Origin of the sequence: Xanthomonas arboricola, assembly GCF_002940665.1 — a bacterium.
Lineage (GTDB): Bacteria > Pseudomonadota > Gammaproteobacteria > Xanthomonadales > Xanthomonadaceae > Xanthomonas > Xanthomonas arboricola_B.
Window position 1 is genome coordinate 185,086 of record NZ_MIGY01000003.1, and the last position, 21,615, is coordinate 206,700.

Annotated in this window: 22 protein-coding genes; 10 read left to right on the top strand and 12 right to left on the bottom strand. The window is 64.9% G+C overall.

Annotation, left to right across the window (positions count from 1 at the left end):
- Nucleotides 1–51 precede the first annotated feature (51 nt).
- Both XarjCFBP7645_RS14370 and XarjCFBP7645_RS14375 read right to left on the bottom strand, forming a co-directional pair.
- A complete protein-coding gene (locus XarjCFBP7645_RS14370; RefSeq protein WP_181126400.1) occupies nt 52–1,227 on the bottom strand; it encodes an acyl-CoA dehydrogenase family protein in 1,176 nt (391 codons plus the stop codon).
- A 160-nt stretch (nt 1,228–1,387) separates the two neighbouring features.
- Nucleotides 1,388–2,179 (bottom strand): glycine zipper 2TM domain-containing protein, encoded by a 792-nt coding sequence (locus XarjCFBP7645_RS14375; protein WP_104538806.1) that lies wholly within the window; start codon nt 2,177–2,179, stop codon nt 1,388–1,390.
- Between the two features lie 145 nt (nt 2,180–2,324).
- Between XarjCFBP7645_RS14375 and XarjCFBP7645_RS14380 the strand changes: the two genes are divergently transcribed.
- Nucleotides 2,325–2,540, top strand: coding sequence for a DUF6116 family protein (locus XarjCFBP7645_RS14380; RefSeq protein ID WP_104538071.1), 216 nt, complete (start codon nt 2,325–2,327; stop codon nt 2,538–2,540).
- A complete protein-coding gene (locus tag XarjCFBP7645_RS14385; protein WP_104538072.1) occupies nt 2,540–3,307 on the top strand; it encodes a TatD family hydrolase in 768 nt (255 codons plus the stop codon). The genes XarjCFBP7645_RS14380 and XarjCFBP7645_RS14385 overlap by 1 nt, the downstream gene beginning before the upstream one ends.
- A gap of 40 nt (nt 3,308–3,347) precedes the next feature.
- Here XarjCFBP7645_RS14385 and XarjCFBP7645_RS14390 read toward each other — a convergent pair whose 3' ends face one another.
- On the bottom strand, nt 3,348–4,178 hold the full coding sequence (locus tag XarjCFBP7645_RS14390) for a tRNA threonylcarbamoyladenosine dehydratase (RefSeq protein WP_104538073.1): 831 nt from the start codon (nt 4,176–4,178) through the stop codon (nt 3,348–3,350).
- Nucleotides 4,179–4,252: 74 nt separating this feature from the next.
- Here XarjCFBP7645_RS14390 and XarjCFBP7645_RS14395 point away from each other — a divergent pair, with 74 nt between their 5' ends.
- Nucleotides 4,253–4,681 (top strand): hypothetical protein, encoded by a 429-nt coding sequence (locus tag XarjCFBP7645_RS14395; protein WP_104538074.1) that lies wholly within the window; start codon nt 4,253–4,255, stop codon nt 4,679–4,681.
- Between the two features lie 167 nt (nt 4,682–4,848).
- Nucleotides 4,849–5,331, top strand: coding sequence for a glycine zipper 2TM domain-containing protein (locus tag XarjCFBP7645_RS14400; protein WP_016902706.1), 483 nt, complete (start codon nt 4,849–4,851; stop codon nt 5,329–5,331).
- Nucleotides 5,332–5,555: 224 nt separating this feature from the next.
- Here the strand turns inward: XarjCFBP7645_RS14400 and XarjCFBP7645_RS14405 are convergent, their stop codons facing one another.
- Nucleotides 5,556–5,771: a cold-shock protein gene (locus XarjCFBP7645_RS14405; protein WP_003483561.1), complete on the bottom strand. Its 216-nt coding sequence runs from the start codon at nt 5,769–5,771 to the stop codon at nt 5,556–5,558.
- A gap of 228 nt (nt 5,772–5,999) precedes the next feature.
- Between XarjCFBP7645_RS14405 and XarjCFBP7645_RS14410 the strand changes: the two genes are divergently transcribed.
- On the top strand, nt 6,000–6,485 hold the full coding sequence (locus XarjCFBP7645_RS14410) for a DUF456 domain-containing protein (RefSeq protein WP_104538075.1): 486 nt from the start codon (nt 6,000–6,002) through the stop codon (nt 6,483–6,485).
- Nucleotides 6,486–6,725: 240 nt separating this feature from the next.
- Complete coding sequence (locus tag XarjCFBP7645_RS14415; RefSeq protein WP_104538076.1) at nt 6,726–7,859, top strand: phospholipase A; 1,134 nt, start codon at nt 6,726–6,728, stop codon at nt 7,857–7,859.
- A gap of 142 nt (nt 7,860–8,001) precedes the next feature.
- On the opposite strand, the gene XarjCFBP7645_RS14420 is transcribed toward XarjCFBP7645_RS14415, so the two are convergent.
- Nucleotides 8,002–8,637, bottom strand: coding sequence for a glutathione S-transferase family protein (locus tag XarjCFBP7645_RS14420; RefSeq protein ID WP_104538077.1), 636 nt, complete (start codon nt 8,635–8,637; stop codon nt 8,002–8,004).
- A gap of 387 nt (nt 8,638–9,024) precedes the next feature.
- On the bottom strand, nt 9,025–10,542 hold the full coding sequence (locus XarjCFBP7645_RS14430; RefSeq protein ID WP_166775586.1) for a fumarate hydratase: 1,518 nt from the start codon (nt 10,540–10,542) through the stop codon (nt 9,025–9,027).
- A gap of 265 nt (nt 10,543–10,807) precedes the next feature.
- Here XarjCFBP7645_RS14430 and XarjCFBP7645_RS14435 point away from each other — a divergent pair, with 265 nt between their 5' ends.
- A complete protein-coding gene (locus tag XarjCFBP7645_RS14435) occupies nt 10,808–12,688 on the top strand; it encodes an ABC transporter ATP-binding protein (protein WP_104538080.1) in 1,881 nt (626 codons plus the stop codon).
- A gap of 231 nt (nt 12,689–12,919) precedes the next feature.
- A complete protein-coding gene (locus XarjCFBP7645_RS14440; RefSeq protein WP_104538081.1) occupies nt 12,920–13,699 on the top strand; it encodes a ferredoxin--NADP reductase in 780 nt (259 codons plus the stop codon).
- A gap of 131 nt (nt 13,700–13,830) precedes the next feature.
- Here XarjCFBP7645_RS14440 and XarjCFBP7645_RS14445 read toward each other — a convergent pair whose 3' ends face one another.
- On the bottom strand, nt 13,831–14,319 hold the full coding sequence (locus XarjCFBP7645_RS14445) for a glutathione peroxidase (RefSeq protein WP_104538082.1): 489 nt from the start codon (nt 14,317–14,319) through the stop codon (nt 13,831–13,833).
- Between the two features lie 439 nt (nt 14,320–14,758).
- Here XarjCFBP7645_RS14445 and XarjCFBP7645_RS14455 point away from each other — a divergent pair, with 439 nt between their 5' ends.
- On the top strand, nt 14,759–16,957 hold the full coding sequence (locus tag XarjCFBP7645_RS14455) for a M3 family metallopeptidase (protein WP_181126351.1): 2,199 nt from the start codon (nt 14,759–14,761) through the stop codon (nt 16,955–16,957).
- A 97-nt stretch (nt 16,958–17,054) separates the two neighbouring features.
- Here XarjCFBP7645_RS14455 and XarjCFBP7645_RS14460 read toward each other — a convergent pair whose 3' ends face one another.
- The 3 genes from XarjCFBP7645_RS14460 to XarjCFBP7645_RS14470 all read right to left on the bottom strand — a co-directional run bounded on the left by XarjCFBP7645_RS14460 (nt 17,055) and on the right by XarjCFBP7645_RS14470 (nt 18,800).
- Nucleotides 17,055–17,555: a MarR family winged helix-turn-helix transcriptional regulator gene (locus tag XarjCFBP7645_RS14460; protein WP_039520389.1), complete on the bottom strand. Its 501-nt coding sequence runs from the start codon at nt 17,553–17,555 to the stop codon at nt 17,055–17,057.
- Between the two features lie 66 nt (nt 17,556–17,621).
- The gene (locus XarjCFBP7645_RS14465; RefSeq protein WP_047125654.1) at nt 17,622–18,467 is read right to left on the bottom strand and encodes a DUF3298 and DUF4163 domain-containing protein; all 846 of its coding nucleotides are present in this window, start codon (nt 18,465–18,467) and stop codon (nt 17,622–17,624) included.
- A 48-nt stretch (nt 18,468–18,515) separates the two neighbouring features.
- Nucleotides 18,516–18,800 (bottom strand): GNAT family N-acetyltransferase, encoded by a 285-nt coding sequence (locus tag XarjCFBP7645_RS14470; protein WP_047126642.1) that lies wholly within the window; start codon nt 18,798–18,800, stop codon nt 18,516–18,518.
- 215 nt (nt 18,801–19,015) lie between these two features.
- On the opposite strand from XarjCFBP7645_RS14470, the gene XarjCFBP7645_RS14475 reads away from it, so the two are divergent.
- Complete coding sequence (locus XarjCFBP7645_RS14475) at nt 19,016–19,216, top strand: hypothetical protein (protein WP_104538085.1); 201 nt, start codon at nt 19,016–19,018, stop codon at nt 19,214–19,216.
- Between the two features lie 141 nt (nt 19,217–19,357).
- Here the strand turns inward: XarjCFBP7645_RS14475 and XarjCFBP7645_RS14480 are convergent, their stop codons facing one another.
- Together XarjCFBP7645_RS14480 and XarjCFBP7645_RS14485 are read right to left on the bottom strand one after the other, a co-directional pair.
- A complete protein-coding gene (locus tag XarjCFBP7645_RS14480; protein WP_039520379.1) occupies nt 19,358–19,966 on the bottom strand; it encodes a rhomboid family intramembrane serine protease in 609 nt (202 codons plus the stop codon).
- Between the two features lie 7 nt (nt 19,967–19,973).
- The gene (locus XarjCFBP7645_RS14485; protein WP_104538086.1) at nt 19,974–21,539 is read right to left on the bottom strand and encodes an oligopeptide:H+ symporter; all 1,566 of its coding nucleotides are present in this window, start codon (nt 21,537–21,539) and stop codon (nt 19,974–19,976) included.
- Nucleotides 21,540–21,615 lie beyond the last annotated feature (76 nt).

A 21,615-nucleotide genomic window follows, 5' to 3' on the forward strand; every position in this document is an offset into this window, starting at 1 on the left:
ACGCCACGCAGGCGTCGCCTCCCATCCCTGTCGATCAACACCCACTCCTCGTCAAAACGCATTGAGTCCCGTCAGCGCACGCCCGACCACCAACTGATGCACGGTCTCGGTGCCCTCGTAGGTGATCACCGATTCCAGGTTCAGCGCATGCCGGATCGCCACATGTTCGGTGGTGATGCCGGCCGCGCCCAGCAGATCGCGGCACTCGCGCGCCACATCCAGGGCCATGCGGCAATTATTCCACTTTGCCAGCGAGATCTGTTCCGGCCGCAGCTGGCCGGCCTGCTTCAGCCGCCCGAGCTGCAGCGCCAGCAGCTGCGCGGTGGAAATCCGCCGCGCCATGTCGGCCAGCTTGATCTGCGCGCTCTGCGTGGCCGCCAGCGGCCGGCCGAACAGGATGCGCTGCCCGCTATAGGCCAGCGCCTCGCGCAGACAGGCCACCGCCGCGCCGATCGCGCCCCAGGCGATGCCGTAGCGCGCCTGGTTGAGGCACCCCAGCGGCGCCTTCAGACCGGCCGCGTTCGGCAGGCGCATCTGCTCCGGCACGTAGACGTTGTCCAGGAACAAGCCCGAGGTCACCGATGCGCGCAGGCTCATCTTGTGCGCGATGTCCTGCGCACTGAAGCCGGCGCTGCCGGTCTCCACCAGAAAGCCGCATACGCCGTCGTCGGTATGCGCCCAGATGATCGCCAGGCCGGCAATGCTGCCGTTGGTGATCCACATCTTGGCCCCGTTCAAGCGCCAGCCGTCGCCCTGCCGTACCGCGCGCGTGGTCATCGCGGCCGGATCCGAGCCGCCCTGCGCTTCGCTCAGCCCGAAACAGCCGATCAGACGGCCGGCTGCCATCGCCGGCAACCAGCGCTGGCGTTGCTCGTCGCTGCCGTAGGCATAGATCGGGTACATGCACAGCGAGGACTGCACGCTGACGAAGCTGCGCAGGCCGCTGTCGCCACGCTCCAGTTCCTGGCAGATCAATCCGTACGCCACCGCGCCCAGGCCCGCGCCGCCATCGCGGACCGGCAGACTGGCGCCGAGCAGGCCGAGATCCGCCAGTTCCGGCACCCATTCGCGCGGGAAGCGCCCTGCGTCGAAGGCATCGCCGATCGCCGGGAGTACCCGCGTATCGGTAAAGCGCGCCACCGCATCCTGGACTGCCCGCTCTTCGTCGGTCAGCAGCCCGCGTACATCGAACAGATCATCGGTGCGCACCGGCATGTCGGCTTCCACTCCAGGAGAAGCGATGATTATCAGCCAGTTGCCGGCCGAACATGGCGGCGAGGTGTTCAACGCGCGGAGGCCGTCCCCAGCGCCTGGAAACGAAAAGAGCCGGCAATGCCGGCTCCTTTCGCGCTAACGCAGCGATCCTGGGCGGATCGCCGCAAGTGACTTACTGGCGCGTGCTGCCCGCATCCACACGAACGCTCCTGTCGCCAGCCGTCGAAGCGGTCTGGGTCACCAGCTGACCGTCCACCACCGGCAGGCGATCGCTGGCCGGCTTGTCGTTCATGCGCACGGTCTTCTCGAAACCGTCGTAGCGGTAGGTCACGTCGTAGGCCACCACGTTGTCGGCATCGCCAAGCGAGATGCGCTCGCCCGGCTTGCTGTCCATGCGCATGGTGCCGGTGGTGCCGTCGGCATTGCGGTAGGTCACGTCGTAGCCGACCACGCGCGAGGACTGCGAATTGGCATTTTCGGTGTGGCACTGGCGCTCGGTGCGATCCACCACGCGGCCGCCGACATGATTGCGGTCCACACGGTTACCGACCATGCCGCCACCGACCGCACCGGCCACGGTGGCCAGCTTGCGCCCGTTGCCGCCGCCGACCTGGTTGCCGAGCAGACCGCCGATCACCGCACCGGCAACGGTGCCGCCGACGTTGCCATCGCGCTCGGGCAGACGTTCCTGCACCACCACGTCGCGGCAGACTTCGCGCGGCGAGGAGCTGGTGGTGGTTTCGCGGATGGCCGCGCTGTTGACGACCTGCGCGTACTGCGGCTCGCGCTCGGTGATCGGTGCGACCTTGACTACGTCGGCGTATTCCAGACCACGCGGTGCCGGCTCGCCATTGGCGACGAAATCGCCGGACGACGGGCGATTGTTCATGAAGGCGGCAGTGGCCACGCCTCCGACCAGCAACGCACCCGCAGCGACCAGTATAGTTGTCGTATTGCTCTTCATGATCCAGCTCCGTGCGGACACGCCGCGTTGTTGACGGCGTGATTCCAGCACGCGAACCCTGAACAAAAACGCGCTCGCTCATGAACGCCGCAGTTAAGTTCAGCTAGCGGTTATTTCATGCACTTCTAACAGCCGGAGCATTCGCATGCGCAATCCCGTCACCTCGCGCGCTCTGCAGTGGGCCAGCAAGCTGCGCTACCCCACCTTGTTCAAGCTGGCGGCCGCGTTGTTTCTGGTCGACCTGGTGATCCCGGATCCGATCCCGTTCCTGGACGAGCTGCTGTTCGGCCTGACCACATTGCTGCTCGCCAACTGGAAGACGCGCAAGGCGCCGCTGCCTGCCCCGGTCCGCCGCGATTGATGCAGCTGGTCGATAGCCACTGCCATCTGGACGCCGGCGAGTTCGACCACGACCGCGCCGAGGTGATCGCGCGCGCGCAGGCAGCCGGTGTCGTGCAACAGGTGATCCCGGCGATCACCGCCGCCAGCTGGCCGGATCTGCGCAGCGTCTGCACCCAGGCACCCGGGTTGCACCCCGCCTACGGACTGCACCCGATCTTTCTGGATCAGCACCGCCCCGAACATCTGGAGCTGCTGGCCGACTGGATCGAGCGCGAGCGGCCCTGCGCCATCGGCGAGTGCGGGCTGGACTTCTATCTGGACGGGCTGGACGCGCGCGCACAGCGCGTTTATTTCGACGGACAACTGCAACTGGCCAAGCGCTTCGAGCTGCCGCTGATCGTGCATGCGCGGCGCGCCACCGAAGAAGTCATCGCCCGCATCAAGGCCGTGGGCGGCCTGCGCGGTGTGGTGCACAGCTTCGCCGGCAGCCCCGAACAGGCGCAGCAATTGTGGAAGCTAGATTTCATGATCGGCCTGGGCGGCCCGGTGACCTACCCGCGTGCCAACCGCCTGCGCGGCCTTGCAGCGACGATGCCGCTGGAGTGGCTGCTGCTGGAAACCGATGCGCCGGATCAGCCCGATGCCAGCATCCGCGGCCAACGCAACGAGCCGGCCTACCTGCGCACGGTGCTGGACTGCATCGCACAGCTACGCGGCGAGGCGGCCGAGCACATCGCCGCGCAGACCACCGCCAATGCGCGGCGGTTGTTCGGGTTGCCTGGCTGATCGGATTGCCTGTTGCCACATGACGCAGCGACACGCGCACTCACGCCGCCGAAGCAGCCTCGGCAACAGGCTTGGCAGCAGCCACCTTCGGCTTGAGCAACATCTCCAGCGCCTTGCCCACCGCGACAAACGCGAAGGTGCCGGTGATATGCGTGGCTGCGCCCAGCCCGGCCCCGCAATCCAGCTTGAGCGTGGCGTCGGCATCCAGCTGCGGGCGGATGCCGCAGACGCTGCCATCGGCCTGCGGATATTTGACGTTCTCCAGCGAGTACACCGCCGGCACGCCGAAATAGCGCTGCGGATTCTTGGGGAAGTTGAACTCGCTGCGCAGCTTCTTGCGGATCAGCGCCAGCATCGCGTCGTGTTCGGTGCGCGAGACATCGCGTACTCGCACCAGGGTGGGATCGGTGCGTCCGCCAGCGGCACCTACGGTGAGCAGCGGCAGCTTGCGTCGGCGGCACCAGGCGATGGTTTCCACTTTCACCCGGAAGCTGTCGCAGGCATCGATCACCAGGTCGAACGCATCACCGAGCAGTTGTTCGATATTGCCGGCGGTGAGAAACGCCTCCACCGCATCGGCCTGGATCTCCGGGTTGATCGCCAGGCAGCGTTCGGCCATCGCGCGCGCCTTGTTGCGTCCGTACTGCCCGGCCAGCGCCGGCAGCTGCCGGTTGGTGTTGGACACGCACAGATCGTCGGCATCGATCAGGCGGATGTGGCCGACGCCGGTACGCGCCAGCGCCTCGACCACCCACGAGCCCACGCCGCCCATTCCCACCACCGCCACGCGGCAGGCGGCCAGCCGCTCCACCGTGCCGGCCCCGTACAGCCGGTCGATACCGGCAAAGCGTTCACGCCATTGTGCTCTCATCGGCCTATTTTACGCGCGCCGCTCAGCGCGCGCCCACCGACGTATTGATGCCTGCGTCCACCGGAGTTCCGTCCATGCCCGCCCCGCCCACAGAACAATCGCGCGCGTCCCGCTATGCCTTCCTCCTGGTGCTGGGCATCCTGATCGGGCTGGTGTGCACGGCGATGGTGGCGCGCGTGCTGCAGGCCAGACGCAATCCGGTGCCGGACAGCCTGATGCAGGTAATGGCTTACCAGCTACGCGCTCTGCAACCCGATGCCGATGGCGGCTGCAACCCCGCACGAAAGCGAGCGCGACTGCAATCGTTGCACCTGCTGGCCGACGAACTGGAGCCGGCCTTTCGGGACATCGGCGAAGACCGCCGCTTCGGCGAGCACGCCAGCGACCTGCGCACCGTCCTGGACCAGGCACGGCACACGCCCCCAGCCGATTGCGCCGCGCTTGCTGCAGTCAGGACCCAGATCAACGACGCCTGCGAGGCCTGCCATCGCGACTTCCGGTGACCTGGCAGCGCGCCGCTGCATCGATGCGCACGACAGTGGTGGTGAACAGGACGCTCGGGTTTCGTTAAGCCTGGAGTGATCCAGTTGGCAGACCGTTCACCCGGACCAACACAGGATGACGTCGCCGCGGCCCTGACCGCTTTTTCGAACCACCCCGGAGAGACTTCATGAAGACCCGACTGCTCGTCATTGGCCTGGCTGCAACCGCGACACTGGTTGGCTGCGCCACCTCCCAGCCCCAGTACGGCAGCTATCGCGGCGACCGCGGTTACGACCAGGGCTATTCGCAGCCGCAGGCACGCTGCGTGGATTGCGGCATTGTGACCCGCATCGATGAAGTCGGCCCGACCCGCAGCGCTCCCACCGGCACCGGTGCGGTGCTCGGCGGCATCGTCGGCGCAGTGGCCGGGCGCCAGATCTCCAAGGAGACCGGTGGCAGCAAGGGCAACAAGAATGTCTCGGCCGTAGCCGGTGCCGCCGCCGGCGCACTCGCGGGCAATGCGATCCAGAACAACGTCACCAGCGACAGCTTCGATGTGCAGGTGCGCATGGACGACGGCCGTGTCATCGTGGTGAACCAGCGCGATCTGGCCGGCGTGCGCGAAAATGCCTACGTGCGCGTGGTCAACGGCAAGGTCGTGCTGCGCTGATCGGCGCACGCACCAGCAGCGGTCAATAAAAACCGCTGTGCCTGCCGTCAGGCCGGCGCAATCGGTAACCGGAATCGGCATGTATCACGCATGCCTTCCAACGCTTCCAGGCCCGCCTGCGACTGCTCGCTACGTTCGATTCGCCAGTGTTGGCGAGATGACAGAAAGGCCCGGCGACGGGCCTTTCTGCTGTCTGCACGATGGCCCGCCGTGTTGCGCCGCGCTCAGACCACCTGCACCGCATCGGCCTGCAGGCCTTTTTGTCCTTGCACGACGGTGAAGCTGACCTTCTGGCCTTCCTTGAGGCTCTTGAAGCCCTGGATCTGGATCGCACGGAAATGGACGAAGACGTCCTCGCCGTTTTCGCGACTGATGAAGCCAAAGCCCTTGGCATCGTTGAACCACTTCACGACACCATTCTCGCGTTCGATATTGGACATCTCGACTGACTCCCTACGACACTGTGATGGACTGACGGTGGTGGCTGTGATTTGCAAGGAGGAAGCGAGGTACAAGGATGTAGCGGATCGAACGATCTGCCGCATCAGGCCACGATTCACGGTGACCGTTGCAAACAGCAGCGCTGGCAACTTAACCCGCGCCAAACGAATTTTCAAGCAAGCCTTGCGCAATTTTGTCAAACCTGAAACGGGATATTTTTAACGATCATGGATACCAACGTCCTCTATTACATCCTGGCTGGCGTGCTGGTACTGATCGGCCTTGCGGGGGTCGTCCTGCCGGCGCTGCCGGGTCTGCCGCTGGTGTTTGCGGGACTGCTGGTGGCCGCCTGGGCCGAGGGCTTTGCCCACGTCGGCTGGGTGGCGCTGCTGATTCTGGGCCTGATGACCGCGTTGTCGTTTGCGATCGACTTCTTCGCAACCGTGTACGGCGCCCAGCGGGTCGGTGCCAGCAAGGCGGCACTGTGGGGCTCGGTGATCGGCTCGGTCGTCGGCATCTTCTTCATGCCGATCGGCTTGTTCGTCGGCCCGTTCGCCGGCGCGTGGATCGGCGAGTACTGGCAGACCCGCAAGTCCGACCAAGCCACCAAGGTCGGCTTCGGCACCTGGCTGGGCATCGTGTTCGGCACCGCGACCAAGCTGGCACTTGGCCTGTGCATGTTGGGCGTGTTTGCCATCGCCTGGTTGTTCTAGCGGATTCCAGCGCTCACTGAGGTTGATTGGGTGGGCTGCCCGGCAGGACGCTGACAGCGCCAAGCACACACTCGGCCGCTGGCGAATGTCGACGTGTCGTCGGCCGGTAACGGTCAGGACGCGGATTGCAGGGCTCCGCTTGGATGTTATGCCACCGTGTACACACCGCGCATGCAGGCGCGACCGTTAAGCTTCGCATCCGACGCGCCTGCCTGGCGCCTTCATTCGGCCAGACTGCCCATGTCCAAGCACTGCACTCGTCCCTTGCTACTGATTGCCCTGGCGGCTACGCCGCTGGCGCACGCACAGGAAATCGCCCCTACCCCCGCTTCGCCGCAGGCCTGCACCTCCGTCACCTCGGATGCGGCCCGGCTGGCGTGCTACGACCAGGCGCTGGGCTATACCCCGCAGGTCACCGCTGAGGCCGATGCCGCCGCGCAGATCGCCAAGCAGACAGAGTCCAAGCCGCTGGACGAGCGTGCCATCAGCCGTGTCGGCGATTTCTTCCGCGCCGATGGCCAGGATCAGCCCAAGGCCGAGGCGGTCGCCAATGCCGGCCGCGGCTCGCTGCTGGACCGCCGCTGGGAGCTGGCCAAGGATTCCAAGCTCGGCACCTTCCAGTTGCGCGGCTACAAGCCGGTCTATCTGTTGCCGGCGTTCTGGACCAGCGACTCCAACCGCACCCCGCAGTCGCCGAATCCGGCCAACTCGGTGTCCACCCCGCAGCAACTGGACAGCACCGAACTGAAGTTCCAGCTCAGCTTCAAGACCAAGGTGGTCGAAGATCTGTTCGGCGACAACGGCGACATCTGGATGGGCTACACCCAGAGTTCGCGCTGGCAGGCCTACAACACCGATGCCTCGCGTCCGTTCCGCGAAACCAATTACGAACCGGAAGCGATGCTGGTGTTCCGCAACAACTACAGCCTGTTCGGCTGGAAGGGCCGCATGAGCGGCATCAGCATCAACCACATGTCCAACGGCCGCGAAGATCCGCTGTCGCGCTCCTGGAACCGGGTCATTCTCAACATCGGGCTGGATCGCGAGAACTGGGCACTGACGCTACGCCCGTGGTTCCGCATCAAGGAAGATCGCGCCGACGACAACAATCCCGATATCGAGGATTACATGGGCCGTGGCGACGCCACCCTGGTCTACAACAAGGACGGGCACGAAGTGGCGTTGATCGCGCGGCATTCGTTGCGCGGCGGCGACCGCTCCCACGGCTCGGTGCAGCTGGATTACGGCTTCCCGATCACCAACCTGCTGCGCGGCCACGTGCAGGTGTTCGACGGCTATGGCGAAAGCCTGATCGACTACAACCACAAGGCTACCTACATCGGCCTGGGCGTGTCGTTGCTGGAGTGGTTCTAATTACATCGCGCCAGCGCATTGAGTAACGTCGAAACCCATAAAAAAGCCGGCATGTGCGTATGCCGGCTTTTTTCGTGGGCTTATAGCCTTGAGCAGCAAAACCTAGCAAGCAGCCCTTGTGGGTCGGTTTTCGCCTTTGGGTTCAGGTCCAGTCCGTCAGGCCTTCGCGGCGATAGGTTTCCTGAAATGCCGGGCGGGCTTTCATTCGCTGCGCATGCGCCTGCAGCGCCGGCCAGGCATCACTGGGCCGGGGCATGTTGCGCGACCAACGCATCATCATGGTCAACATGAAATCGGCCGCCGACAGGGTCTGCCCGAGCAGATACGGGCCATTGGCCTGCAGGTGTGCATCGACCCGCGCCCAGGCCGCCTCCAGTCTGGCGCGCGCCTGGGATTGCGCGGCATCGCCGTGTGCGGCGCCGGCCGGCTCGTCTGGATAGAACCAGGCCCGGTATGCCGGCTGCAAGGTGTTGGCGCAGAAGAACATCCACTGGTAGTACGCCGCCCGTTCGGGGCTGCCGAGCGGTGGTGCCAGCCCGGCCTGCGGATGCAGGTCGGCCAGATGCAGCACGATTGCGGCCGCCTCGGTCAGCACGTGTCCGTCGAACACCAGCGTCGGCACCACGCCGGCCGGATTGAGCGCCAGATACTGCGGCGATTTCTGCTCGGCGCGCTCGAAATCCAGCGGATGCAGTACGTGCGGCACATCGAGTTCGATCAGCAGCCAATGCACGACCAGTGCGGCAGTGCTGGGGGCGTGGTACAGCGTCGTGGTCATGCAAATTCCTTCGTCAGTTGGTACAGGAACGCAAGCAGGCGAGCTTGTGGGGTTCACAGCGATTGACATCGCTCTGCTGCGTGCAATCGAACACCTGGGCCATGCAATTGGCCCGCTGCGCCGGTCTTTTGTTGCGCTGCCAAAGGCAGGCCGGCGCACACCAGGACGGCGAGGCAAATGAGACGGAGCATTCCTGTTCTCCTGAGGGTGCCGGCATGGACGCACCGAGCATAGCCCGTTCCTGTTGGGCCGTCCCGCCACCCTAGGTGAGACACGCATGCAGGCGTTTTTTCCAGTACATAGGCAGCGCGTGCGAACGGCGGGCACGCGCAGCGCCCAAACTGAAAACGGCGACGCAGTGCAAGTGCGTCGCCGTTCCAGGGTGACTTATTCCACCACGACCGGAATCTTGCCGATGCGCGATTGCCACTGCCGCGGGCCGGTCTTGTGCACCGATTCGCCGGTGCAATCCACCGCCACGGTGACCGGCATGTCCTTGACCTCGAACTCGTAGATCGCCTCCATGCCCAGGTCTTCGAATGCGAGCACGCGTGCGGCCTTGATCGCCTTGGACACCAGATAGGCCGAGCCGCCGACCGCCATCAGGTACACCGCCTTGTTGTCGCGGATCGCCTCGATCGCCGCATCGCCGCGCTCGGACTTGCCGACCATGCCCAGCAGGCCGGTCTGCTCCAGCATCTGGCGGGTGAACTTGTCCATGCGCGTGGCGGTGGTCGGGCCGGCCGGGCCGACCACTTCATCGCGCACCGGATCGACCGGGCCGACGTAGTAGATGAATCGGTTGGTGAAGTCGACCGGCAATGTCTCGCCCTTGTTGAGCATGTCGATCATGCGCTTGTGCGCGGCGTCGCGGCCGGTCAGCAGCTTGCCGTTGAGCAGCACCACCTCGCCCGGCTTGAAGCTGGCGACTTCCTCGCGGGAGATCGTATCCAGGTTGACCCGACGCGCGTTGGTCGGGTTGTAGGTGAGCTTGGGCCAGTCTTCCAGCGAGGGCGGGTCCAGCATCACCGGGCCGCTGCCGTCCAGGGTGAAGTGCGCATGGCGGGTGGCCGCGCAGTTGGGAATCAACGCCACCGGCAGGTTGGCGGCATGGGTCGGGTAATCCTTGACCTTGATGTCCAGCACCGTGGTCAGGCCGCCCAGGCCTTGCGCACCGATGCCGAGCGCGTTGACCTTTTCGTAGAGTTCCAGCCGCAGCTCTTCGGCGCGGTTGGACGCGCCGCGTGCCTGCAGGTCGACGATGTCGATCGGCTCCATCAACGCTTCCTTGGCCAGCAGCATGGCCTTTTCGGCCGTGCCGCCGATGCCGATGCCGAGCATGCCCGGCGGGCACCAGCCGGCGCCCATGGTCGGCACGGTCTTGAGCACCCAGTCGACGATGGAGTCGGACGGGTTGAGCATGGCGAACTTGCTCTTGGCTTCCGAGCCGCCGCCCTTGGCCGCAACGATCACGTCGACATGGTGGCCGGGCACGATCTTGGTGTTGACCACCGCCGGGGTGTTGTCGCGGGTGTTGGTGCGCTTGCCGGCCGGGTCGGCCAGCACGCTGGCGCGCAGCTTGTTGTCGGGGTGGTTGTAGGCGCGGCGCACGCCTTCGTTGACCATGTCTTCCACACCCATCGTGGCGTCGTCCCAACGCACCTGCATGCCGATCTCCAGGAACACGGTGACGATGCCGGTGTCCTGGCAGATCGGGCGATGGCCTTCGGCGCACATGCGCGAGTTGATCAGGATCTGCGCAATGGCGTCCTTGGCCGCCGGCGACTCTTCGCGCTCGTAGGCAGCGGACAGATTCCTGATGTAGTCGACCGGGTGGTAGTAGCTGATGTACTGCAGCGCGTCGGCGACGGACTGGATGAGGTCTTCCTGCTTGATCGAGGTCACGGCTGGCTCTAAGGCTGGCGGGGGCAATCCGGCCATTTTAGTCGAAACTTCCGGCGCACCCGGACGTTGCATCAATCGACGCGATTGATCGGGCCGCCGATCGCGCCGGGTCGGGTCCACGGGACGGGTGTGCTGCAGGACGTCGGCCGCACAGCCGTGCAAGCGTGCAGTCGGCGGCGCCGCGGCGACCGCGTGCCAATGCCGCAGGACCCGCCGGTGCGCCTCCAACACCCCACGCCCACGCGTGGCGCTGCACACTGAGGCGATGTCAGCCTCCCGTTCCGGCGCTTCTGCGCCTGCCGCTCCCCGTACCGGCCCCACCCTGCGCGAGCGCCTGGATGCGCTGCGCAATCTTCCGCCGTTCCTGCGCCAGATCTGGCAGACCAGCCGCTGGCTGAGCGCCAGCAGCATCGGCCTGCGCGTGCTGCGCGCGTTGATGCCGGTGGCCTCGTTGTATATCGGCAAGCTGATCATCGACGAGGCGATCCACCTGGTCGGTCAACCGCCAGCCTTCGACTCGCTGGCGCAGGCGCTGGGCAGCGGCCGACTGAACCGGTTGCTGGAATTGCTGGCGCTGGAGCTGGCCCTGGCGATCGGTTCGGACCTGCTCGGCCGGCTGGTCGGCTACGCCGATGCGTTGTTGTCGGAACTGTTCAACAACGCCGCCAGCGTGCGCCTGATGGAGCACGCCGCGCAGCTGGATCTGGAGGACTTCGAAGATCCCGATCGGCAGGACAAGCTGGATCGTGCGCGGCGCCAGACCATGAACCGCATGAACCTGATGAGCCAGCTGTTCGGCCAGGTGCAGGACGCCATCACCGTGGTCAGCCTGGCGGTGGGCCTGGTGGTGTATGCGCCGTGGTTGATCCTGCTGCTGGCGATCGCCCTGATCCCGGCCTTCATCGGCGAGGCGCATTTCAATGCGCTGGGCTACTCGCTCAACTTCCAGTGGACGCCGGAGCGGCGCCAGCTCGATTACCTGCGCCAGGTCGGCGCAAGCGTCGAGACCGCAAAGGAAGTCAAGATCCTCAACCTGCACCGCTTCCTGATCGCGCGTTACCGGCGGCTGGCCGACAAGTTCTTCCAGGCCAATCGTGCACTCGCGCGCAAGCGTGCGTTGTGGGGCGCGCTGCTGGCTGCGCTGGGCACCCTGGGCTACTACACGGCCTATGGCTACATCGCCTGGCGCACCGTGCGCGGCGATTTCAGCATCGGCGACCTGACCTTTCTGGCCGGCAGCTTCCTGCGCCTGCGCCAGTTGCTCGAAGGCCTGCTGATCGGGTTCTCGCAGGTCGCCGGCCAGGCCTTGTATCTGGACGATCTGTATTCGTTCTTCAACATTGTGCCGGAGATCCGCTCGCGCCCGAACGCGCTGCCGGTGCCGCGACCGATCCGCCAAGGCTTCGTGTTCGAGGACGTGGGCTTCCGCTACCCGGATGCCGAGCAGTGGACGGTGCGGCATCTGGATTTCGAACTGCGTGCCGGCGAAGTGCTGGCCCTAGTCGGCGAAAACGGTGCCGGCAAGACCACCCTGGTCAAGCTGCTGGCGCGGCTGTACGACCCGGACGAGGGCCGCATCCTGCTCGATGGCCACGACCTGCGCGATTACGATCTGGACGATGTGCGCGCCAACCTGGGCGTGATCTTTCAGGACTTCGTGCGCTACCACCTGAGCGTGGGCGAGAACATCGGCGTCGGCCAGGTCGATGCGATGGACGATGCGCCGCGCATCCGTGCCGCTGCGCAGCGTGCCATGGCCGGCGAGCTGATCGACAGCCTGCCCGACGGCTACGACCAGCTGGTCGGGCGCCGCTTCAAAAACAGCGTGGACCTGTCCGGCGGGCAATGGCAGAAGATCGCCATCGCGCGCGCCTACATGCGCGATGCGCAGCTGATGATCCTGGACGAACCCACCGCCGCACTGGATGCGCGTAGCGAGTTCGAGGTGTTCCAGCGCTTCAAGGAGCTGTCGGACAACCGTACCGCGGTGCTGATCTCGCACCGCTTCTCCAGCGTGCGCATGGCCGACCGCATCCTGGTGCTGGCCGCAGGCCGCATCGAGGCCAACGGCACGCATGCGGAGCTGATGGCCCAGGGCGGGCGGTACGCGGAGTTGTTCGAGTTGCAGGCGGCGGGGTATCGATGAGGCTGGGATTGGGGAATCGGGATTCGGGAATCGTTAAAAGCGGCGTTCCCGGCGTCTGACGGGTGCTGAGCGTCTCGCCCCGTAGGCCTCCGGGATCCTTATGCAGCTGCCCCGATTCCCCATTCCCCATTCCCCATTCCCCATTCCCCATTCCCGGCCAAATGAGAGCCTCTCTCATTTGGCCGGCTTGAGGTAGAATTGCCGGGTACTCTTCCCACGACACTTACTGGTATGTCTTCCGCTTTCGGCGCCGAAACGGTGCTTGAGGTCCGTCACTGGACCGATGCCTACTTCAGCTTCACCACCACCCGCGATGCCGGTTTCCGCTTCGAGAACGGGCAGTTCGTGATGATCGGTCTGGAGACCGAGACGCGCCCGCTGCTGCGTGCGTACTCGATCGCCAGCGCCAACTGGGAAGAACATCTGGAGTTCTTCAGCATCAAGGTGCCGGACGGTCCGCTGACCTCGCGGCTGCAGCACATCCAGCCTGGCGACAAGGTGCTGGTCGGCAAGAAACCCACCGGGACGCTGCTGATCAGCGACCTGCACCCGGGCCGCAACCTGTATCTGCTGGGCACCGGTACCGGTCTGGCGCCGTGGTTGTCGGTGATCAAGGACCCGGAAACCTACGAGCGTTTCGACAAGGTGATCCTGACCCAGGGCGTGCGCTTCGTGCAGGATCTGGCCTATCGCGACTACTTCGAGCGCGAGCTGCCGCAGCACGAATTCCTCGGCGACCTCCTGCGCGAGAAGTTGCTGTACTACCCGGCGGTGACGCGTGAGGCATTCGCCAATCAGGGCCGCCTGACCGAGCTGATGGCCGATGGCCGCATGCAGCAGACGCTCGGGTTGCCGCCGCTGGATCCGGCCAACGACCGCTTCATGATCTGCGGCAGCCCGCAGATGCTGGCCGACCTGCGCACCTTGCTGGATGCACGTGGCTTCCAGACCTCGCCACGCATCGGCACGCCGGGGCATTACGTGTTCGAGCGCGCCTTCGTCGAGAAGTGATACGGCGCGCGTGAGACATCAGCGCGATGCGGCGTTTACGCAGACCGCGACGCCGGCATGCACCGTCGTAGGAGCGCACCTGGGCGCGATGAAGCGTTCCCGGGAATGCCTCATCGCGCCCAGGTGCGCTCCTACGATTCAACTAACGCGCGCTCGATATCCGCAGCCAGGGCGTCCGGTTTGGTAGTCGGGGCGTAACGCTCCAGCACCGTGCCATCGCGGCCGATCAGGAACTTGGTGAAATTCCACTTGATCGCTTCCGATCCCAGCACGCCACGCTGTTGGTGCTTGAGCCATTGCCATAGCGGATGCGTGCCGCTGCCATTGACCTCGACCTTCTCGGCCAGCGGAAAATCCACCGCGTAATCGAGCGAGCAGAACTGGCGGATCTGCGCGGCATCGCCCGGCTCCTGATGACCGAACTGGTCGCAGGGAAACCCGATCACCACCAGACCACGCTCGCGATAGCGCTGCCACAGTGCCTGCAGGCCTGCGTATTGTGGGGTAAAGCCGCATTTTGAAGCGACGTTGACCACCAGCACCACCTTGCCGGCGTAATCGCGCATCGAGCGGGGACGACCTTCCAGGTCGGTGAATTCGAACGTGGAGATGTCGCTCATGGCTGCCCTGAAGTGTGCGAGATGGGCAGCGTAACCCAGCAGCCGGCAGCGTCGCATCGCGGTCGCCGAGCGCGTCAGCCAGGAAAGACGGTTTTCAACGGATGCGTCGCCGCAGACATCTGGCCCTTTCCGCTGGTCCGACCGTTGCCGGCCGCTGACACGGCGCGCTACCGGCCAGCATCCATCAGGCGGACTGATCGAGACCTCGGTGCCCGCCGAGCATCCGGCATATAGCCGAGTTGAACCTGCTGTCGCGTACACCGGCAGCGTCGGTCCGGTGGCTGCGCGCTCGTGGTGTCATCGGTTCTGTGCCCGCAAGGCAAGCACCGGTCGCGCCCGCCGGATGGCGGCGCAATGACCCTGCAGCCATGCCTTTTGTCACACGCCTGTCCGGCCCGGCTGGGGTAGCCTCGGCGGTTCGCACTTTGGAGCAACCCTCTTGACCACCCGTCTCGCCTTTGCCCTGGCCGCTTCCCTGGGACTTGCCATGCCGTCCTACAGCATCGCCGCACCCGCCACGACGCACGCCGCCACCCAAGCCAACCCCTTCTTTGCCGACAGCACGCTGCCGCTGCACTACCCGCAGTTCGACAAGATCACCGACAGCGATTTCGCACCCGCCTTCGACGCCGGCATGACCGAGCAGTTGAAGGAAGTGGAAAAGATCGCCAACCAGAAGGCCAAGCCGAGCTTCGACAACACCCTCATCGCGCTGGAAAAAAGCGGCGCCACGCTGGATCGCGCCACCACCGTGTTCTTCAACTTGGTCGGTGCCGACACCAACGACGCGCGCAAGAAACTGCAGGCCGACTATTCGGCCAAGTTCGCCGCGCACCGCGACGCGATCTCGCTCAATGGCAAGCTGTTCGCGCGTCTCCAGACCCTGTACGACCAGCGCAGCAAGTTGGGCCTGGACGCCCAGGGCGTGCGCCTGGTCGAGAAGTACTACAGCGATTTCGTACGCGACGGCGCCAAGCTCTCCGAGGCCGACAAGACCACGCTCAAGGCGATGAATGCCGAGCTGGCCAACCTGGGCACCACCTTCAGCCAGAACGTGCTGGCCGAAGTGAATGCCGCCGCCGTTGTCGTCGATGACGTCAAGCAGCTCGATGGCCTGTCCGACGAGCAGATCGCCGCTGCCGCCGAAGCGGCCAAGGCGCGCAAGCTCGACGGCAAGTACGTGATTGCGCTGCTCAACACCACCGGCCAGCCGCCGCTGACGCAACTTAAGAATCGCGAACTGCGCAAGAAGATCTACGACGCCTCGGTGTCGCGTGGCAGCCACGGCGGCCAGTACGACAACACCGCACTGGTGGCGCGCATCATGAAGCTGCGCGCCGACAAGGCCAAGCTGCTCGGCTTCCCAACCTACGCTGCCTATTCGCTGGAAAACCAGACCGCCAAGACACCGGAAGCGGTCAATGCGATGCTGGGCAAGCTGGCGCCGGCGGCGGTAGCCAATGCCAAGCGCGAAGCGGCCGATCTGCAGGCGATGATCGACAAGGAGCAGAAGGCCGCGCGCAAGCCGACGTTCAAGCTCGAAGCCTGGGACTGGGCCTACTACAGCGAGAAGGTGCGCCAGGCCAAGTACAACTTCGACGAATCCCAGCTCAAGCCGTACTTCGAGCTGAAGAACGTGCTGGAAAACGGCGTGTTCTATGCGGCCAATCAGGAATACGGCCTGACCTTCAAGCAGCGCACTGACCTGCCGACCTACCGCGACGACATCACCGTCTATGACGTGTTTGACGCCGACGGCAAGCAGCTGGCGATCTTCATCGCCGACATGTATGCACGCGAATCCAAGCGTGGCGGCGCCTGGATGAACTCCTATGTGTCGCAGTCGACGCTGACCGGTTTCAAGCCGGTGGTCGCCAACCACCTCAACATCCCCAAGCCGCCGGCTGGCCAGCCGACGCTGCTGACCTGGGATGAAGTGACCACCATGTTCCATGAGTTCGGGCATGCGCTGCACGGCATGTTCTCGGACGTCAAATACCCGTATTTCTCCGGCACCAGCGTGCCGCGCGACTTCGTCGAGTTCCCCTCGCAGGTCAACGAGATGTGGGCCGACGAGCCGTCGATCCTGAAGAACTACGCCAAGCATTACCAGAACGGCACGCCGATGCCGCAGGCGCTGCTGGACAAGGTGATTGCCGCCTCCAAGTTCAACCAGGGCTTTGCCACCACCGAGTATCTGGGTGCGGCCATGCTCGATCAGAACTGGCACCAGATCAGCGCCAGCCAGGTGCCCGACGCCGCTGGCGTGATGGCATTCGAAGCCAAGGCCCTGCAGCAGGACGGCATCGCCTACGCGCCGGTGCCGCCGCGCTACAAGACCCCGTATTTCAGCCACATCATGGGCGGTTACGCGGCCGGCTATTACGCCTACATCTGGTCGGAAGTGCTCGACGCCAACACCCAGCAGTGGTTCAAGCAGCACGGCGGGCTGAGCCGCGCCAACGGCGATCGCTTCCGTCAGACCCTGCTCTCGCGCGGCGGCAGCGTCGATGCGATGGAACTGTTCCAGAACTTTGCCGGCCATGCGCCGCAGATCGAGCCCCTGCTCGAGAAGCGCGGCCTGAGTGCGCAAGGTGGCGATGGCGCCACGCCGGAAGCGCCGCAGTTCAAGCCGTAATCGCACTGCGTTGAAACCAAGACGCTGCCCGGAGCGATCCGGGCGGCGTTTTTGATGGTCGCGATGAAGCGGGCTGCGCGAGCCGCAGACGCCGCGCTCAGAGCTCGACCGAATCCACGCCGTCGAGCAATTTCCTTAACAGCTTTTCCAGCCGCACCTGCTCGGCATCACTGATGCTGGAGGTCTCTGCATTGAGCAGCGTGCAGGCGTCGGGAAGCAGGCTGTTGATCAACGCCAGGCCTGCCGGCTGCAAGGTCAGCATGATCTTGCGCCGATCGTCCGGGCTGCTGCCACGCGCGATCAAGCCCTTCTCGCACAATTGGTCGGTGAGCCGGGTGATGTTGGCCGGCTTTTCGCTGGCGGCCTCGGCCACCTCGGTAGGCGTGATCGCCTGCTCCGGCGTGCCGTAGAGCATCATCAGAATCTCGTATTCCGGCGGGCTGATACCGTATGGCTTCAGCCGCACACAACCCTGCGTATGCAGTCGCTTGTAGAGATGCTTGATCAGCCGCACCAGGACGGCTGGTTCACGCGGAAACGCCGGATAGCGCACACAGGTGTGGTCCACGCGACTTGCGGTTGGATCGAAACTACTCATATCACCCGTTTGATTACATTACTGAATGGCCAAGCCATTCAATCACATCATCTGCGGGGTGACACCTCAGCGTGCGAAGAGATGTACATATTCCGGCGCGACCGACGCCAACAATGTCGAGGCAGCGACCTCGGCCGTTTGCGTGCCATCCGAATACGGCCCCACCTGATACGGCGGAAACACGAACCGAAGCGCGGTGATCTGCCCGGCCGGATTGAGCACCGGCACGAACTGGGCAAAGTTGTCGACCTGCGCGGCAGTGCCTTCGGCAATCATGCGATCGGCCGAGGCCACCTGCTCGGCCTGTTCTGCGACCGGCACGCGATCGGCTTCCACGCGCTGGGTGGCGGCGTTGTGCAATTGCACGGCCACCTCGCGCCCGATCTTTTCCCAGCCTGCCGGGTCCGGAATCAAGGCCTGCGCGGTCAATTGCCTGCGCTCCTTGACCAGCCAGACGAAGCGCGCCACCAACGGCTCGCCATGCGCACCACCGGTATAGCGGCTGCCGTCCGCGGACACGACGATCAGGTCCGGTGTCTGCAATACGGTCTCGAACGCCAGTGACAATTCGTAAGGTGCGGCCGGCTTGTCGTTGCCGAGCCCGGACACCGCTTCCATGAGTTCGGCGCGTGCTGCCTGCGCATAACTGCGGATCAGTCCGCTCAGCTCGGGAAACGCGTCCAGCCCACGCGGATAGCTGATACCCACCATATAGGCGGGTGCTTGCTCGATCACATCCTCCAGCGGGCCGCTTTGCACCAGCACGGGCTCGGCCGGCGGTGCCGCGACGGCAGTTGCGTCAGCTGCCGGCTGTGCCGATTCGGCCGTCGTCGGCTCGCGCTGCGTACATCCTGCCAACACGGCCAGCATCAGCAAGCCCCGGACTGCGTTCACTCCTGACAACCGCCCCATTCCCACCTGCTCCCCATCGATACATCTGCAAAGACACGCTGCCGGCGATCAGGCCAGCAGATCCTGAAACTGTTGGTGCCGCCGGATATACGCCTCGGCGTAACTGCAGGCAGGCACGACCTTGTAGCCCTGCTGGCGCGCATGGGCCAAGGCAGCCTCGACCAGCACTGCGGCAATACCGCGTCCACCGATCGCGTCGGGCACATGCGTATGCGTGATGGTCATGCGCTCACCTTCCAGACGGTATGCCAGCTCGGCATGTTGTCCATCGGTGTCTACGCTGAAGAGCTGCTGCGTGGAATCGTGGTCTGCCTGCACTGTCGCTGCCTCCATGGTGGTCTGCACGAGGCAGTGACGATGGTCAGCAGTGTGACCAGCGCGGCGCCGCGCCTGCGTGAAAATGAATCGATGCTGTGACCGCCCGCGCAGCCTGCGAACCGGCACTTAAGTTCGCTCGCACCGCGCCGATAGCTCAGCCGAAGGCGCCCGTTGCACCCGGGCCGGTGCGAGCCGCCGACGCCTTCGCCTTACCTACGAGGAGTCACCGCATGCACAACGATTCGGCAGGACACAGCGCAGACAGCGATAGCTCGCTGCTGGAAGGCCTGTTCCAGTTCGCCATCAAGGGCGACACCCACAACCCCGACTTCGCGCAGCTCAACGACACGGTGTACCAGCGCCTGCAGCAGGCCTACGGGTCGGTGCCCACCGGCAGCGTCGCTGGCGACCAGAAACGCGACGCGGCCTGAGCCGGCATCGCATCACTGCCCAGGACCACGCGCGCACTCGCGAGGGTCCTGGTCCGGTCGCCCAAGGCGACCCGCTCTTCCCGACACCGTCGACCTAACCGCGCGTGCCCACCGGCGGCCAGCGGTCGGTTTGCCAACCGATCAGCCGAAACGCGGATTGGATAGCTGCTCCAGGAATACCTGCAGCACGCGCGGCTCCATGATCAGCATGAACATCACGCCGAACGCGGCACCGGCCAGGTGCGCGCTGTGGTTGATGCGATCGCCGCCGCGGCGGTCCATCCACAGGCTGTAGCCGACATAGAACACCGCGTAGATGATCGCCGGCGCCGGAATGAACAGCACCAGGATGATGGTCCACGGCTGCAGCAGGATGAAGGCGAACAACACCGCCGACACCGCACCGGAGGCGCCCAGGCTGAGATAGTTCGGGTTCTTCTGGTTCTTCAGATAGCTGGGCAGGATCGAGACCACCAGCGCCGCCAGATAGAACAGCGGGTAGGTCAGCACGCTGCCGGTCAGCTGGGTCATCACGTTTTCGATCACCCGGCCGAAGAAGAACAGCGTGATCATGTTGAAGACCAGGTGGCCCAGATCGGCATGGATGAAACCGTAGGTGACCAGGCGGTCGTACTGCTTGTGCTTGTCCAGCGCCGGCGGCCACAGGATCAGGCGGTCAGCCAGCTTGCGGTTGTTGAACGCCATCCACGAGACGATGCCGGTGATGGCGATCAGGATCAGGGTAATCATGCGGACCTCAGGCAGAACGGTAATTGTCGACCATGCGATACCCGCGCGCGTACAGGCCGAAGGCCAGTGCCGCCAGGAACGCGAAGGCCGCGAAGAAGAACATCAGAAATGCCGCTTCGCTGAGCCCAGTATCGGCGATGTGGGAGGTCACCGTGGCGTTGCGCACCGCCACGTTCGACAGCAGCACCCATAGATTGCCCACCGTGGTGGTCAGATACCAGAAGCTCATCACCACGCCCTTCATCGACGGCGGTGCCTGGCTGTAGGCGAACTCGATCCCGGTGGCCGACACCAGCACCTCGCCGAAGGTCAGCAGCGCATAGGGCAGGATCTGCCAGGCGATATGCATCGGCTCGCCGCCGTCCATGCTGATCTGGATGGCACCGACCGCAATCCAGGCCAGGCCGCCGAAGGCGATGCCGCAGGTCATGCGGCGCAGCGCTGTCGGCTCCCAGCCGCCACGTCGCAGCAGCGGATACAGCACCAGATTGTTGAACGGGATCAGCAGCATCACCAGCAGCGGATTGAGCGCCTGCATCTGCGAGGCAGTGAACCAGGCCGGCATCGTCATCTCGCGCCCCTGCAGGACCCAGGTCGAGGCTTTCTGGTCAAACAGCGAGAAGAATGGCGTGACGAGCGCGAAGATCACCAACACCCGCAGCAGCGCGCGCACGCCTTCGACCGCGGTATCGGGATGGATGCCGCGCGCACGCTCCAGCTGCCACCAGGTGCCGCCGCCGATGCCGGCCAGCAACAGCACCAGCGCCATGCACAGGCAGATGACGATGCCGAGCTGGTCGACCAGCGCGAAGCAGGCCAGCGCCAGCAGCACCGAGACCACTGCCAGCATCAGTCCCGGACGGCCCTGCCCCGGCGCCTGTGTCAGCAATGCGGTGCGCACCACCGCACCGAAGCCGTGCGGGTCCTTCGGCGGCAACGGCACCCGCACATAGCGCCTGCGGCCCAGCCAGAACACCAGCGTGGCCACGAACATCAGGATGCCCGGAATGCCGAATGCCCACGCCGGGCCCAGATTCTTCAGCGCCAGCGGGATCAACAACGAGGCGAACAACGAGCCGAAGTTGATGATCCAGTAGAAGCCGTCGAACACCACCTTGGCCAGGTGCTTGTTGGACTGGTCGAACTGGTCGCCCATGAACGAGGCCACCAGCGGTTTGATGCCGCCCGCACCCAGCGCGATCAGGCCCAGCCCGAGGAAGAATCCGCCGCGGCTGCCTTCGAACAGCGCCAGGCAGGCATGCCCGGCGCAGTACACCAGGCTGAACCACAGAATGGTGTTGTACTTGCCGAAGAAGCGATCGGCCAGCCAGCCGCCGAGCAGCGGGAAGAAAAACACCCCGATCATGAAGCTGTGCAGGATGTGCTTGGCCTCGGCTTCACGGCCGGGCCCGCCGACTTCCTGCAACAGCAGCGAGGTGATCAGGAACTGCACCAGGATGTTGCGCATCCCGTAGAAGCTGAAACGCTCGCAGGCTTCGTTGCCGATGATGAAAGGTATCTGGCGCGGCAGCCGCGCACCGGCAGTGGGGCCCGGCAGGGTGGAAGTGGTCAAGGGCAGTCCGGTCAAGCAGAAAACACGCGCTATCGTACCGGCGGCCGCCGGTTGGCCGCCATCGCGACCATCGGAT